General features: G+C 66.2%; 13 protein-coding genes. 9 read left to right on the top strand and 4 right to left on the bottom strand.

Annotated features, from left to right (window positions below; translation table 11 throughout):
- From BLR51_RS06565 to BLR51_RS06550, 4 genes are all read right to left on the bottom strand, one after another.
- The coding region (locus tag BLR51_RS06565) for an RbsD/FucU family protein (RefSeq protein ID WP_278184852.1) at positions 1-251 on the bottom strand (251 nt) is incomplete at its 3' end.
- Positions 252-262: 11 nt separating this feature from the next.
- The gene (locus BLR51_RS06560; RefSeq protein ID WP_089845153.1) at positions 263-1,300 is read right to left on the bottom strand and encodes an aldo/keto reductase; all 1,038 of its coding nucleotides are present in this window, start codon (positions 1,298-1,300) and stop codon (positions 263-265) included.
- Positions 1,301-1,409: 109 nt separating this feature from the next.
- Positions 1,410-5,183, bottom strand: a complete 3,774-nt coding sequence (gene metH / locus BLR51_RS06555) for a methionine synthase (RefSeq protein ID WP_242656660.1) — start codon at positions 5,181-5,183, stop codon at positions 1,410-1,412.
- Positions 5,184-5,294: 111 nt separating this feature from the next.
- A complete protein-coding gene (locus BLR51_RS06550) occupies positions 5,295-6,326 on the bottom strand; it encodes a LacI family DNA-binding transcriptional regulator (protein ID WP_242656659.1) in 1,032 nt (343 codons plus the stop codon).
- Positions 6,327-6,480: 154 nt separating this feature from the next.
- Here BLR51_RS06550 and araD point away from each other — a divergent pair, with 154 nt between their 5' ends.
- From araD to repC, 9 genes are all read left to right on the top strand, one after another.
- Positions 6,481-8,223, top strand: coding sequence for an L-arabinonate dehydratase (gene araD, locus BLR51_RS06545; protein WP_089845149.1), 1,743 nt, complete (start codon positions 6,481-6,483; stop codon positions 8,221-8,223).
- 29 nt (positions 8,224-8,252) lie between these two features.
- Entirely contained in the window at positions 8,253-8,963 is a 711-nt protein-coding gene (locus tag BLR51_RS06540) for a ribonuclease activity regulator RraA (RefSeq protein ID WP_089845147.1), read from the top strand.
- A 70-nt stretch (positions 8,964-9,033) separates the two neighbouring features.
- Positions 9,034-9,834 (top strand): aldolase, encoded by an 801-nt coding sequence (locus BLR51_RS06535; RefSeq protein WP_089845146.1) that lies wholly within the window; start codon positions 9,034-9,036, stop codon positions 9,832-9,834.
- A gap of 146 nt (positions 9,835-9,980) precedes the next feature.
- Positions 9,981-10,730 carry a septum site-determining protein MinC gene (gene minC / locus BLR51_RS06530; RefSeq protein WP_230796362.1) on the top strand — a complete coding sequence of 250 codons (750 nt, stop codon included), beginning with the start codon at positions 9,981-9,983 and terminating at the stop codon, positions 10,728-10,730.
- Positions 10,727-11,572 (top strand): septum site-determining protein MinD, encoded by an 846-nt coding sequence (minD, locus tag BLR51_RS06525; RefSeq protein WP_089845144.1) that lies wholly within the window; start codon positions 10,727-10,729, stop codon positions 11,570-11,572. Before minC ends, minD begins: the two co-directional genes overlap by 4 nt.
- Positions 11,569-11,859, top strand: a complete 291-nt coding sequence (gene minE, locus BLR51_RS06520; protein WP_089845143.1) for a cell division topological specificity factor MinE — start codon at positions 11,569-11,571, stop codon at positions 11,857-11,859. The genes minD and minE overlap by 4 nt, the downstream gene beginning before the upstream one ends.
- A gap of 308 nt (positions 11,860-12,167) precedes the next feature.
- Complete coding sequence (repA, locus tag BLR51_RS06515) at positions 12,168-13,370, top strand: plasmid partitioning protein RepA (RefSeq protein ID WP_089845141.1); 1,203 nt, start codon at positions 12,168-12,170, stop codon at positions 13,368-13,370.
- Positions 13,370-14,329 (top strand): plasmid partitioning protein RepB, encoded by a 960-nt coding sequence (gene repB / locus BLR51_RS06510; protein ID WP_089845139.1) that lies wholly within the window; start codon positions 13,370-13,372, stop codon positions 14,327-14,329. Before repA ends, repB begins: the two co-directional genes overlap by 1 nt.
- A 244-nt stretch (positions 14,330-14,573) precedes the next feature.
- Entirely contained in the window at positions 14,574-15,617 is a 1,044-nt protein-coding gene (repC, locus tag BLR51_RS06505; protein ID WP_089845138.1) for a plasmid replication protein RepC, read from the top strand.
- Positions 15,618-15,636 lie beyond the last annotated feature (19 nt).

The following is a 15,636-nucleotide window of genomic DNA, read 5'->3' as shown; positions in this document are numbered from 1 at the left end:
TAGATCTCGGGGCGGCCATCGGGGCTGGCCATGGCGGCGGCGGGCTGGTCGACAAAATCATCGAGCGGCAGCAGCGACAGGATCGCTTCGGCGGCACGGTCGGCGGCGATGCCGGGCAGGCGCACAAGACGCTGCGCCACAGAGGCTGCGGGGAAATTGCCATCCACCACGACGATCTCGTCGCCATGGCCCATGTCACGCAGGATGGCGAGCAGATCGCCGGTCAGCAGGGGGTCTACAGATTTCAGCATCGCGGCTCTCCTCAGGCAGCGGGGGCATTGGCCAGCGCTGCGTCCAGATCGGACCACAGGCTGTCGGGCAGGTCGGTGCCGAACCAGTCGACATTCTGGTGCAGCTGGTCGGGGGATTTGGCGCCGATCACCACGCTGGTGACCGCCGGATGCCGCAGCGGGAAGCGCAGCGCGGCAGCCCCCAGCGACACGCCGTGATCGTCGCAGACCGACCGCAGCGCATCGGCGCGGGCCACGATGGCCGCGGGCGCCTCGGCATAGTTGAACATCTGCCGCGCCCCTTTCGGGGCGGCAAGGATGCCGGAATTGAACACGCCGCCCAGCATCAGCGCGACGCCGCGCGCCTGCGCCAGCGGCAGGAAGGTGTCTTCCGCGTCACGGTCGAGCAGCGAATAGCGCCCCGCCAGCAGGCAGCAATCCAGATCGGTTTCTTCCAGCGCGTCGCGGATCACCTGCCATTCGTTGACGCCAAGGCCAAACCCCCTGATGTCGCCCGCCGCCTTCAGCTCCTGCAGCGCGCGGAAGCCGCCGCCCTTGGTCAGCGCCTCCCAGTGGCGGGGCTGCGCCTCGCCATGGGTGAGGCTGCCGATGTCATGCACGAAAAGCAGATCGAGCCGGGTCAGCCCCAGCCGCTGCTGGCTGTCGTCATAGCTGCGCATGATGGCGTCATAGCTGTAATCGAACACCTCCCGGAAGGGCAGCGCATTGGCGAAGCCGGGATCAAGGCGGTTCTTCTTGGGCGGCGGCGGCAGGTCGCGACCGGCGCGCGCGGTGGTCATCAGGCGCCCGACCTTGGTGGACAGCGTGAAGCCTTCGGATTTTTCGCGCAGCACATGGCCCATCAGATGCTCTGACCGGGTCAGGCCATACATGGGCGCGGTGTCGAAATAGCGCAGGCCCCGGTCCCATGCCGCCTCGATCACGGCCAGCGCCTCGGTGCGGGGCACATCGCCGTAAAGCCCGCCAAGCGGCGCGCTGCCCAGCCCCAGCGCGGTCACCTCAAGCCCGGTATCCGACACGGGGCGAAGCGTGGTTGCGGTGATGCTCATGGCGGCAGTCCTTTGATCCGGGGCGGTTTTCTCCGGTGCAAGGGATGCCCCCGGGTCCGGCCCGCGTCAACCCGAAGGCAGCGCGCTGCGCGGACCCGCATCGGGCGGGTTACTGTGCGGCCAGCGTGTCCACGCCATTCGGCACATAGTTCAGGATCGGCCCCAGCCAGCGCTCCACCTCGGCCAGCGTCATGCCCTTGCGCGCGGCGTAATCCTCGACCTGATCGCGTTCCACCCGCGCCACGCCGAAGTAATAGCTGCCCGGATGCGCGATATAGAGCCCCGAGACCGACGAGCCCGGCCACATCGCGAAGCTTTCCGTCAGTTCCACCCCGGTGGTGGCGGTGGCGTCCAGCAGCGAGAACAGCGTGGTCTTTTCGGTATGGTCGGGCTGGGCGGGATAGCCCGGCGCCGGGCGGATGCCGTCATAACGTTCCGCGATCAGATCCTCGGGCGCGCAGGATTCCTCCCGCGCGTAGCCCCACAGGTCGGTGCGCACAATCTCGTGCATCCGTTCGGCAAAGGCTTCGGCGAAGCGGTCAGCCAGCGCCTTGACCAGAATGGCGGAATAATCGTCATTGCCCGCCTCGAACTCTTTGGCGATGCGCTCTTCCTCGATGCCCGCCGTCACCACGAACCCGCCGACATAATCCGGCGCCACCCCTTCGGGGGCGACAAAATCCGACAGCGCCACATTGGGCCGGTCGCCGCGCTTGGTGGTCTGCTGGCGCAGGGTGTGGAAGGTGGCCAGCGGCGTGGTCCGGCTGTCATCGGTGTAAAGCCGGATGTCATCCCCCACCGCATTGGCGGGCCAGAAGCCCACCACGGCGCGCGGGTTGAACCATTTCTCCGCGATGATCCGCGCCAGCATCTCCTGCGCGTCAGCAAACAGCGCCCGCGCCGCCTCGCCCTGCGCGGGATCGTCAAGGATGCGCGGATAGACGCCCTTCAGCTCCCATGTCTGGAAGAACGGCGTCCAGTCGATGTAGCGCGCCAGATCCGCCAGATCCCAGTCCTGATAGACCTTGGTGCCCAGAAACCCGGGCGCGGGCGTGCCGGGGAAGTCGAGCCGCAGCGCGTTGGCGCGGGCATCCTCCAGCGGCAGGCGTTTCTTGGCCAGTTCGGCCCGGGCGTGCTTTTCCGCCAGATCGGCATATTCGCCCTGAACATTGGCCACATATTGCGGCTTCTGCACCGGCGACAGCAGCGAGGACACCACCCCCACCGCGCGGCTGGCATCGGTCACATAGACCGTCTGCCCCTTGCTGTAGCGCGGATGGATCTTCACCGCCGTATGCACGCGGCTGGTGGTGGCGCCGCCGATCAGCAGCGGGATGTCGAAGCCCTGCCGCTCCATCTCGGAGGCCACATGCACCATCTCGTCAAGCGAGGGCGTGATGAGCCCCGAAAGCCCGATCACGTCCACGCCTTCGGCCTTGGCGGTGGCGAGGATCTTTTCCGCCGGAACCATCACGCCCAGATCGAGGATCTCGTAATTGTTGCAGGCCAGCACGACGCCGACGATGTTCTTGCCGATGTCATGCACATCGCCCTTCACCGTGGCCATCAGCACCTTGCCGGCGCTTTCGCGGCCCTCGCCGCCCGACAGGCGCTTTTCCTCTTCCATGTAGGGCAGCAGCACCGCGACGGCCTGTTTCATCACGCGGGCGGATTTCACCACCTGCGGCAGGAACATCTTGCCCGCGCCAAAAAGGTCGCCCACCACGTTCATGCCCGCCATCAGCGGGCCTTCGATCACATGCAGCGGACGTTCGGCGACCAGCCGCGCCTCTTCGGTATCGGCGTCGATGAATTCGGTGATGCCGTTGACCAGCGCGTGCTCCAGCCGCTTTTCCACGGTCCATTCGCGCCAGCTCATGTCTTTTTCGCGGGCCTTGGCGCCGCCCTGCCCGCGATATTTCTCGGCCAGATCCAGCAGGTTTTCGGTGGCGGTGCCGCCGTTTGCGGGCGTGCGGTTCAGCACCACATCCTCGCAGGCCTCGCGCAGGTCGGGGTCGATCTGGTCATAGACCGCCAGCTGCCCCGCATTGACGATGCCCATGTCCATGCCGTTCTGGATGGCGTGATACAGGAACACCGCGTGCATCGCCTCGCGCACCGGCTCGTTGCCGCGGAAGCTGAAGGACAGGTTCGACACCCCGCCCGAGATATGCACATGCGGGCAGGTGTCGGTGATGCGCCGGGTGGCCTGAATGAAGTCCACGCCGTAATTGTCGTGCTCCTCGATCCCGGTCGCCACGGCAAAGACATTGGGGTCGAAGATGATGTCTTCGGGCGGGAAGCCCACGTCCTCGGTCAGAAGCTGATAGGCGCGGGTGCAGATTTCGACCTTGCGCGCCTCGGTATCGGCCTGCCCCTGTTCGTCAAAGGCCATGACCACCACGGCGGCGCCATAGGCCCGGCACAGCCGCGCCTGCTGCAGGAACGCCTCCTCGCCCTCCTTCATGGAGATGGAGTTGACGATGGACTTGCCCTGCACACATTTCAGCCCGGCCTCGATCACCTCCCATTTGGAGCTGTCGATCATCAGCGGCACGCGGGCGATGTCCGGCTCGGCGGCGATCAGGTTCAGGAACTCGATCATCGCCTGCTTGCTGTCGATCAGGCCCTCATCCATGTTCACGTCGATGATCTGCGCGCCGTTTTCCACCTGCTGGCGCGCCACGTCGAGGGCGGCGGCATAGTCGCCATTGGTGATCAGCTTGCGGAACCGGGCGGAGCCGGTGACGTTAGTGCGTTCCCCCACGTTGACGAAGGGGATCTCGGGCGTCAGCACGAAGGGTTCCAGCCCCGACAGCCGCATCAGCGGCGCGGGCGTCGGCAGCGCGCGCGGGGCAAAGCCCTCCACCGCCTTGGCGATGGCGCGGATGTGGTCATAGGTCGACCCGCAGCAGCCGCCGACGATGTTCACCAGACCGTCGCGGGCAAATTCCGCCACCTGCGCGGCCATCTGTTCCGGCGTCTCGTCATATTCGCCCATCTCGTTGGGCAGGCCCGCATTGGGATAGGCGCAGATCAGCGTCTCGGCCACGCCCGACAGTTCGGCCAGATGCGGACGCATGGCGCTGGCCCCCAGCGCGCAGTTCAGCCCCACGGTCAGCGGCTGCGCATGACGCACCGAATACCAGAAGGCCGAGGGCGTCTGCCCCGACAGCGTGCGCCCCGACAGGTCCGTGATGGTGCCCGAGATCATCACCGGCAGCCGTTCGCCGCGTTCGGCGAACACCTCTTCACAGGCAAAGATCGCGGCCTTGGCGTTCAGCGTGTCGAAGATGGTCTCGATCAGCAGGATGTCGGCGCCGCCCTCGATCAGCGCGCGCGCCTGTTCGGCATAGGCCACGCGCAGCTGGTCGAAGCTGACGGCGCGGAAGCCGGGATTGTTCACATCCGGGCTGATCGACGCGGTGCGGTTGGTCGGCCCAAGCGCGCCCGCGACAAAGCGGTGGCGGCCATCCTCGGCCTCGGCCCGGTCCATCGCCTGCCGCGCCAGCCGCGCGCCGTGGAAGTTCAGGTCATGGACCGCCGCCTCCAGCGCGTAATCCGCCTGCGCGATGGTGGTGGAGGAAAAGGTGTTGGTCTCGACAATATCCGCCCCGGCCATCGCGTAGCGGTAATGGATGTCTTCGATCGCCTCGGGCTTGGTGAGGTTCAGCAGGTCGTTGTTGCCCTGCTGCGGGCGGTCGGTGGCATGGGGCAGATGGCAGGAACAGGCGCCGCCGCCGCAGCCCTGAAAATCGCCCTCGGACAGACCCAGCTGCTGGATCTGCGTGCCCATGGCACCGTCAAGGATCAGGATGCGGTCGCGCGCGGCGGCCTCAAGCTGGGCGAATACCGGGGAGCGGCGAAGAGCGGTGCGGGACACGGGCGGATGTTCCTTCTGGTCTGGAAGGGCACTGTCTAAGGGATCGGGCTGCATTATGCCAATTCATAATCGGCATGTCGATCATGAGCCCGGCTCACATTGCCCCTGAACTCAGGCCGAGCCGCGCCGCAGGATGCGAAATCCAAGGTCAATCGCGGCGGGACCGTCGCGCCGCCCTTCGATGCCCGACAGCAGCGCCTCGGCGGCAGCGCGGCCAAAGGCCTCGCGGTCGACATGCACGGTGCTGATCGGGGGATTGGTGGCGTCCGAAAACTCCTGATCGCCGAAGCCGACCACGGCGATGTCCTGCGGCACGCGCAGCCCGCGCGCCTGTGCCTCGATCAGCACGCCATGGGCGAGGATGTCGGAACTGCAGAAGACCAGCCCGCGGTCAAAGCCCATCTCGTCCAGCAGCCGCGCCAGCGCCGCACGCCCGCCCGCAAGGCTCGCCTGATCGTCATAACCCAGTTCCAGCACCGCCTGCCCGCCGCGCCGCGTGAACTGCGTGGCGAAGCCCGCCATGCGCCGCTTTGCGCGTTCGTCCCCCGCGCAGACCGTCGCCGCCTGCACATGGCCCAGATCGGCGGCCAGATCGCCCACCGCCCGGCCCGTTGCCGCATGATCGAAGCCCACGCAGGCGTCGATGGGGGTTTCGGTGAAATCCCAGACCTCGACCACCGGAATGCCGGAGGCCAGCAGCATCCGCCGCGTGCGCGCCGTATGATGGATGCCGGTCAGCAGCACCGCATCGGGACGGCGCGACAGGTGGCGGGCCAGCGTCTCTTCCTCGGCCTCCAGCGTCAGGCCGGTTTCCGACAGCAGGATCTGATAGCCCGCGTCGCGCATCCGCAGCCCGAAGGCCTGCACCATGGAGGCATAGATGATGTTGGTGATCGACGGCACCAGCGCGGTGACCAGCCCGCTGCGGCGCGAGGCCAGCGCGCCCGCCAGCGCATTGGGCACAAATCCCGTCGCCTCGATGGCCTGAGTGATGCGGCGCAGCGTGTCGGGCGACACCTTGGCGGGATCGCTGAGCGCGCGCGAGACGGTGACCTGCGACACGCCCGCCATGCGGCCCACATCCTGCATGGTCACCCCCCGGCCCCGCCGGGATTTCGGCTCGCCGCCGTCCGGGATGTGCATGCGCCCGCCTTTCGCCGCGATCAGTCTTGCCTGAGCTTGTATGCGGATACATGGGCTGTCTCAACCCAAAAGCGGCCCATATATGGAGCTGAATCCGGGATTGACCATGTATGATGAATGCGCATACATGAGGCCCAAAGCAGAGGAGGCCCCCATGGCACAGGATCCGACCAAAGGCAGCACCAAGCTGCGCAGCGACCGCTGGTTCGCCCCCGATGACCTGCGCAGCTTCGGTCACCGCTCGCGCATGATGCAGCTTGGCTATTCCGAGGAAGATTTCCGCGGCAAACCGATCATCGGCATCCTGAACACATGGTCCGAGATGAATTCCTGCCACGGCCATTTCCGCGAACGCGCGCAGGACGTGAAGCGCGGCGTGGCGCAGGCGGGCGGCTTCGCGGTGGAAATGCCGTCGCTGTCGGTGGACGAGTCCTTCACCAAGCCGACCTCGATGCTCTATCGCAACATGCTGGCCATGGAGACGGAGGAGATGATCCGCTCTCACCCGTTTGACGGCGTGGTGCTGATGGGTGGCTGCGACAAGACCACGCCGGGGCTGGTGATGGGCGCCATCACCGCCGGGATCCCGATGATCTACCTGCCCGCCGGGCCGATGCTGCGCGGCCATTATGCCGGCCGGATCCTCGGATCGGGGTCGGATGCGTGGAAATACTGGGACGAACGCCGCGCGGGCAACATTTCCGACGAGGAATGGCTGGGGATTCAGGGCGGCATCGCCCGTTCGGTCGGCACCTGCATGACCATGGGCACCGCCTCGACCATGACGGCGATCACCGATGCGATGGGGCTGACCCTGCCCGGCGCCTCGTCGATCCCGGCTGCCGATGCCGGACACCAGCGCATGTCCTCCGCCTGTGGCCGCCGCATCGTCGAGATGGTGCACGAAGAGCTGACCCCCGACCGCATCATCACCGATGCCGCCGTGCGCAATGCCGCCGTCACCGCCATGGCCACGGGCTGTTCCACCAATGCCGTGGTGCATCTGATCGCCATGGCCCGCCGCGCGGGCGTCGAATTCACGCTGGATGATCTGGACGCGCTGGGGCGCACCACGCCGCTGATCGCCAATGTCCGCCCCTCCGGCAAGGATTACCTGATGGAGGATTTCTTCTACGCGGGCGGGCTGCGCGCGCTGATGAAGCAGCTTGAGGAACGGCTGGATCTGTCCTGCCTGACCGTCACCGGCAAGAGCTTGGGCGAAAACCTTGAAGGCGCCGTCGTCTATAATGACGACGTGATCCGCCCGCTGTCGAACCCGGTCTATCACGAAGGCTCGCTGGCGCTGCTGCGCGGCAACCTCTGCCCCGATGGCGCGGTCATCAAGCCCGCCGCCTGCGATCCGAAATACTATGTCCATGAAGGCCCCGCGCTGGTCTTCGACAGCTACCCCGAGATGAAGGCCGCCATCGACGACGAGACGCTGGAGGTGACGCCCGATCACGTGCTGGTGCTGCGCAATGCCGGGCCGCAGGGCGGGCCGGGCATGCCGGAATGGGGCATGTTGCCGATCCCCAAGGCGCTGATCAAGCAGGGCCATCGCGACATGCTGCGGATTTCCGACGCGCGGATGTCGGGCACCTCTTATGGCGCCTGCGTGCTGCATGTGGCGCCGGAAAGCTATGTCGGCGGGCCGCTGGCGCTGCTGAAAACCGGCGATATCGTGCGGCTGGACGTGCCCGCGCGGCGGCTTGACATGCTGGTCTCCGAAGAGGAGCTGGAGGCGCGCCGCGCCGCATGGACCCCGCCCGAGCCGAGGTTCCAGCGCGGCTATGGCTGGATGTTCTCCAAACACGTGCTGCAGGCCGACAAGGGCTGCGATTTCGACTTCCTCGAACGCGGCTTCGGTCCTGCCGCGGGCGAACCCGACATTTTCTGATGCAGACCCAGCCCGAAGGAGCGCCGCCAATGAATCCCGAAACCCGCGACAAGCTGATGGGTGTGTCCGTCGCCACGCTGGCCACCGCGCTGTACAAGCGCGGCCTGCGTTCCCAGGTCATCCAGGGCGTGCACCCGGTCAAGGCCAAGGGGGTCAACATGGTCGGCCCCGCCTTCACCCTGCGCTACATGCCCGCGCGCGAGGACCGCAACCAGCTGGTCGAATTCCGCAATCCCGAGCATCCGCAGCGGCAGGCCATCGAACAGTGCCCCAAGGGGCATGTCATGGTGATCGACAGCCGCAAGGACGCGCGCGCCGCCAGCGCGGGCGACATCCTTGTGACCCGGCTGATGGTGCGCGGCGGCGCGGGCATCGTCACCGATGGCGGCTTCCGCGATGCGTCCTCCATCGGCGATCTGGACATGCCCGCCTATCATCACCGCCCCTCCAGCCCCACCAACCTGACGCTGCACGAGGCGATCGAGATCAACGGCCCGATCGGCTGCGGCGACACGCCGGTGTTTCCGGGGGACATCGTGGTGGGCGATGCCGACTGCGTCATCGTCATTCCCGCCGCCATCGCGGACGAGGTGGCAAGCGAGGCGGTGGAGATGACCGCCTACGAGGATTTTGTGGTGGAGCAGGTGAAGGCGGGCCAGTCGATCATCGGGCTTTACCCCTGCACCAAGGACGAACACCGCGAGGCGTTCGAGGCATGGCGCAAGGACCACGGGCGCTAGACCGACCAAGCAGGGGCTTGCGCTGTGCCGAAACGCGCGGCAGGCTCCTGCCACAGGATAAAGGAAGATCATGGCCCATCCCCTGCAGACCCCCGCCTCCCCTGCCGCGGTCGCGCGGCGTTCGAACCGGCCCGACCTTGCCAGCGACGCGATCCGCACCGCGCGCGAGGATCTGGCCGCCTGTTTCCGCATGGCCGCCCGCAACGGCTTCGAGGAGGGGATCTGCAACCACTTCTCTGCGGTGGTGCCGGGCCATGACGACCTGTTTCTGGTCAATCCCTATGGCCGCGCCTTCCGCGAGATCACCGCATCGCAGCTGCTGATCTGCGATTTCGACGGCAACGTGCTGGACGGCGACGGCGAGCCGGAGGCCACCGCGTTTTTCATCCATGCCGAGGTGCATCGCCGCGTGCCGCGCGCCCGCGTCGCCTTTCACACCCACATGCCCTATGCCACCGCCCTGTCGATGACCGAAGGCCCGCCGCTGGTCTGGGCGGGGCAGACCGCGCTGAAATTCTATGGCCGCACCGCAGTGGACGAGGATTACAACGGGCTCGCGCTGGATGCGACCGAGGGCGCGCGCATCGCAGGCGCCGTGGGCGATGCCGACATCATCTTCATGAAGCATCATGGCGTCATGGTGCTGGCCCCCACCATCGCCGAGGCGTGGGATGATCTTTACTATCTCGAACGCGCGGCAGAGGTGCAGGTGCTGGCCATGTCCACCGGGCGGGCGGTGCTGCCGGTCGATCCAGCGATCGCGCAGGCGGCCTATGACCAGATGCGCGAGGGCGACGCGGAGTCGGCCCGGCTGCATCTGGCGGCGCTGCGCCGTCAGCTTGATGCCGAAGAACCGCAATACCGGCATTGAGCATAAGACCCCCGGCAAGGCCCCGCTTAGCCCATAAAAACCAGCGGCACGCGATGGACCCCAGCCCGGCAAGGCACTAGGGAGGAAGATCAGGCGGTGCGCAGTCGAATCCGCGCCCGCATCCGAGCAGGAGCGCAGGACAAGGCGTGCCCACGCAAGACCAGACATCCCGTGACGGCCCCGTCACCACCATCCGCCCCTTCCAGATCCGGGGACGGTTCCTGACCGCCGTGGCCCTGCGTCCCGAGGATGCGCCCGTGGACGCGGCGTTTTTCGAGGCGCTGGATCTGCAGCTGCGCCAGACGCCGCAGTTCTATACCGACGCGCCCATGGTGCTGGATCTGGATCTGGCCACCAACCTGTCGGATCCGGACGCGCTGCGCGCGCTGATCGACGCGCTGCGCGCGCGCAAGCTTGCGGTGTTCGGGTTCCAGAATGCCGGACCCGAACAGGTGCGCATCGCGACCGAAGCCGGGCTGATCCCGGTCTCCGGCGGGCGCGACACGCCCGTGCGCGAAGAAACCCGGTCGCGCCGCCGCGCCGATGCCGCCGCCCGGCTGCACGATCCGGCCAACAAGCTGGTGACGGTGCCGGTGCGCTCCGGTCAGCTGATCTATGCCGAACGCGGTGATCTGATCGTGGTGGGATCCGTGGCCTCGGGCGCCGAACTGATCGCCAGCGGCAACATCCATGTCTATGGCCGGATGCGCGGCCGCGCCATGGCGGGTGTCGATGGCAACGAAAATGCGCGTATCTTCTGCCAGAACCTCGATGCCGAGCTTCTGGCCATTGCCGGGCTCTACCGGACCAACGAACATCTGGAGGAGCATCTGCGGCGGAAAGCCGTGCAGGTCTTCCTTCGGGATCAGAACCTTTGTGTGGAGGCGCTCGGATGACACCGGATTCCAATGAGGACCAGAGAGTGAGCAAGATCATCGTCGTCACGTCCGGCAAGGGGGGCGTCGGCAAGACCACCTCTGCCGCAGCCATCAGCGCCGCGCTTGCCAAGCGCGGGCACAAGACCGTCGTCATCGACTTTGACGTGGGCCTGCGCAACCTCGACATGATCATGGGCTGCGAACGCCGCGTGGTCTTTGACTTCATCAACGTGATTCAGGGCGAGGCCCGGCTGAAACAGGCGCTGATCAAGGACAAGCGGCTGGACACGCTGTCGGTGCTGCCCACCTCGCAGACCCGCGACAAGGACGCGCTGACCACCGAAGGCGTGGAAAAGGTGCTGGCCGAACTGCGCGAGGAATTCGACTACATCATCTGCGACAGCCCGGCGGGCATCGAACGCGGCGCGCAGCTGGCGATGTATTTCGCCGACGAGGCCATCGTGGTGACCAACCCCGAAGTGTCCTCGGTCCGCGACAGCGACCGGGTGCTGGGGCTTCTGGCCAGCAAGACCAAGCGCGCCGAAGAAGGTGGCGAGCCGATCAAGGCGCAGGTGCTGCTGACCCGCTACGACAGCGCCCGCATCAAGAAGGGCGAGATGATGTCGCTCGAGGACGTGCTGGAAATCCTTGCCGTGCCGCTTCTGGGGATCATCCCCGAAAGCACGGCGGTGCTGCGTGCCTCCAACGTCGGCGTGCCGGTGGTGCTGGACGAGCCCTCCAATGCCAGCGCTGCCTATGAGGACGCGGTGGCGCGGCTTCTGGGCGACAAGGTCGACATGCGGATCGAAGACGAGAAACGGCCCGGCTTCTTCAACCGGCTGTTCGGGCGGTCGGCATGAAGAAATTCGGATTCGGCCTGTGGCCCCGCAAACAGTCCTCGGGGCAGACCGCCAAGGAGCGGCTGCAGATCCTTCTCGCGCATGAGCGCGGCAGCAGTGCGGAGGCCCCGGACTTCCTGCCGCAGCTGCAGCGCGACATTCTGGAGGTGGTGCGCCGCCACATGCAGATCGACAATGACGCGGTCGACGTGCGCATGGAACGCGGCGACGACTTCTCCAGCCTCGAGATCAACATCGAACTGCCGGCAAAGCGCGTGCCGCCGCAGGGCGTGCCCCGGCGGCGCTGAAGCGCCGCCCCTGTTCCACCGATTCTGCAGGCGCCCCGCGCCCTGCCCTGCACGCCCGCCCAAGACCGCATTTCGCGGCGTTTGGCCCAACTTATCCACAAGCGATTATTTCACAGTCATTTCATGAGCTTGATGGCGGATCTTCAGATCCCGTCAAAGCCTGCCCCGGCACAGTTTCTTGCCGCCCGCTGAAAAAGCTGTTGTTTGCTGCCAAGTTGCGTGCCAGAAGTTTCATTGTCGCCTGATTGCGCCATAGGCGCGTTTGTGCGACGACAGACAAGAGGTCCAACAAAAGACCCGAGGGCAGCATGAACCAGACGACCGAACTTCCCCTGCCGGGGTCGATCGCCGAGACGATCAGCAGCAACGCCGCCCGCCTGTCGGACGCGCTCAACGATCATATGCGCAACAGCTTCCAGCCGGACAGCCGCAAATCGCTGCGCAAGTTTCATCCTGCCGAAGTCTCGGAACTGACCGGCATCAGCATGTCGAACCTGCGCACCCGCCATCAGGAGGGGGATTTCCCCGAGGTGGAGACCGACGCGCGTGGTCGCAGGCTCTATTCCGCCGCCGAGATCGACACGATCCGCGAGGTCATGGCCCGCACCGGACGCAATGGCGACGCCTATCTGCCCGGTCGCCGCGACGGTGACGGGCTGCAGATCATCTCCATCGTCAATTTCAAGGGTGGCTCCAGCAAGACCACCACCGCGATCCATCTCGCGCAGCGTTATGCCCTGCGCGGCTATCGCGTGCTGGCCATCGACATGGATCCGCAGGCCAGCCTGACCACCATGTTCGGCTACCGCCCCGAGATTGAATTCGCCGCCGGAGGCACGGTCTATGACGCGCTGCGTTACGAAGATCCGGTGCCGCTGAGTCAGGTCATCCGCAAGACCTATTTCCACAAGCTGGATCTGGCCCCCGCCGGGCTGATGCTGTCGGAATACGAGACCGAGACCGCCTATGCGCTGCAGCACCGGCTGGATCCGCCCTTTACCCAGCGGCTGGCCATCGCGCTGGACGAGGTGGAGGCCGAATATGATCTGGTGATCATCGACTGCCCGCCGCAGCTTGGCTTCACCACGATGACGGCGCTTCTGGCCTCCACGGGGCTGCTGATCACCGTCGTGCCCTCGATGCTGGACGTGGCGTCCATGGCGCAATTCCTTGAAATGGCTGGAGAAACCGTCAGAACTCTGGAAGAGGCGACAGGCCCCACTGACTGGAAATTCCTGAAATTCCTCGTGGCCCGCTACGAACCCACCGACGTGCCGCAGTCGCAGATGGCGGGGTTCCTGCGGTCGATCCTGCTGGATCAGGTGCTGACCACGCCGATGCTGAAATCCACCGCCATCTCTGACGCGGGCATGACCCAGCAGACGATCTACGAACTTGATCCCGGGCAGGTGGTGCGCAAGACGCTGGACCGCATTCTGGAAAGCGTGAACGGGGTTGCCGATGAATTCGAACAGGCCATCCAGCAGGCCTGGGGCAGAAAGGCAGGCTGATGGCACGGCGCAACATCTTTACCCCTCCGCCCCCGCCTGCCGCTGCCGACCCGGCAGAGCAGCGCACCCGCTTTCCGGCCACCGGCGCCATGACCGGCATGAAATCGACGCTGCGCGATCTGTCCAGCAATGCGGTGCGCGAGATTGACCCCGCGCTGATCGACGCGGGCGGCCCCAAGGACCGGTTGGAGTTCAGCGATGCCGACGTGGCCGATCTGGCCGAAAGCATCCGCGCGCATGGCCAGCAGGTGCCCATCATGGTGCGCCCCCTGCCCGACCAGCCCGGACGGTTCCGCATCGTCTATGGCCGCCGCCGTCTGCGGGCGCTGCGGCTTCTGGGCCAGCCCGCCAAGGCGCTGGTGCGGTCGCTGGACGATGCGCAGGCGATTCTGGCGCAGGGGCAGGAAAACAGCCTGCGGCTGGATCCCAGCTTCATCGAAAAGGCGCTGTTTGCGGCCGAACTGGCCGATACCGGCTATGAGCAGGCGGTGATCCTTGACGCGCTGGCGGTGGACAAGCCCATGCTGTCACGCATGAACAAGGTGGCGCGCGCCCTGCCCGCCCCGGTGGTGCACTGGATCGGCCCCGCCCATGGCGTGGGCCGCAGACGGTGGGAGGATCTGGCCAATGTGGTGCTGGACCGCGCCCCCGATCTTGACGCGCTGGTGACCGAGCTTGCCGACAGCACTGAGGGTCTGGGATCGGATGACCGGTTTTCCCGTCTGGCTGACCGCGTGGCGCGTGCCGCCAAGGTCGACCGTGTCGCCGCAGGCAGCCCCCCTGCCCTGCCGGTCAGCACCGAGGACGGCGTCCAGATCGCCGAGATCCGCGACACGCCGCGTGCCCTGACCCTGAAATTCTCCGCCAGTGACCAGCCGGAGTTCACCCGCTGGATGCGCGAGAATGCCGCCCCGGAACTGCTGCGCCTCTATGCGGCGTGGAAAGCCGGAACGGACTGAGCCCACCCTTTCGAGCAGCAACAACAAGGAGCACAAAGCGCCGCCGCACCAAAAAGAAAGAGCCCCCCAAGGTCACCCCCGGAGAGCCCAATCTGTTGCTTAGCACCCTCAGATTTACCAGCTTCTCCGCCACAGTCAAGAACAGCCGATTCGGCTGACCCAGAGTTTTTGCCTTTTTCAGGGAAAAACCCTGCTGTGACCTTGCGCGCCCGGCTCCCGGGGTCCGGCCCGCCGTGACATCACCATGGGTTTTACACAGATTTCCGCCCCCACCGGGGAGCGGCCGGGCGCAGCTTTGCCCGCAGACGACGCCCGGCCGGACCGGTTCGCCGTCATCGACACCCTGCGGCTTGCGGCGCCAAGCCTTGGGCTGAAACCTGCCGTGGTGGCAACCTTGGAGGTGCTGCTGTCCTGCCTGCCACCACGGCGGCGGCACGACGTGGTCTTCGCCTCAAACTCCACGCTGACTTTCCGGCGCAGCGGGCTCAGCGAACGCAGCCTGCGCCGCCATGTGGTGAAGCTGGAGGAGGCCGGCCTGCTGATGCGCCATGACAGTCCCAATGGCAAACGCTACACCTGCCATGATCCCGATGGCCAAGGCATGCTGCGCTTTGGCTTCGATCTTGCGCCGCTCTTTGCCCGGCTTGATGAGCTGCAGCATCTGGCCGAAGCACAGCGCCAGATGGACCGTCGCCGCAGCTTTCTGCGCCAGCGCCTGCGCGTAGCCCTGTCCCGCGTGCTGGATCTGGAGCCGCAGCATCCCGAGGCACTGGAAGCCCGGCGGATGCTGCGCCGCAATCTCGATCTGGCGACGCTGGAGCTGATGCTGCAGGACTGGCCGGAGCAGCCGCTACAGGCTACGGACACCCCCCCGCCAGCCAGCATTCTGTCCGGCGATGACGGCCAGATTGTCCGGCACCATCTTAAGTCAAATACCGAAGAAAAAGATTCCAAAGACCAAAGCCTCGCCATCCCTGCCCTGCTGCACGCCTGTCCCGAAGCCGCAAGTTATCTGCAGGGAAAGCCGCGATCCGTGGCGGAGGTTGTCGCCCATGCCCGGATGCTGGCGCCGATGATGGGTATAGACACCAGCACTTACAGCTTGGCCGAAGACCGGCTTGGCCAGACCGGCACGGCCCTGACCATCTGGGCGGTGCTGCAATTGCAGGGAAAGGTGCGCCAGATTGGTGCCTATTTCCGCGCGCTGACCAGCGGCAGACGGTCGCAGGGTTTCGATCCTTGGGCGCTGATCGACCGGCTGTCCCGACAACAGGCGCGGGCCACCTGACGGCCCCGCTTTGTCCGCG

The organism is Salipiger marinus, from assembly GCF_900100085.1.
GTDB classification, from domain to species: domain Bacteria; phylum Pseudomonadota; class Alphaproteobacteria; order Rhodobacterales; family Rhodobacteraceae; genus Salipiger; species Salipiger marinus.
Note: the sequence above shows the minus strand (reverse complement) of the source record. Positions and strands in the feature narration are given on the sequence as shown.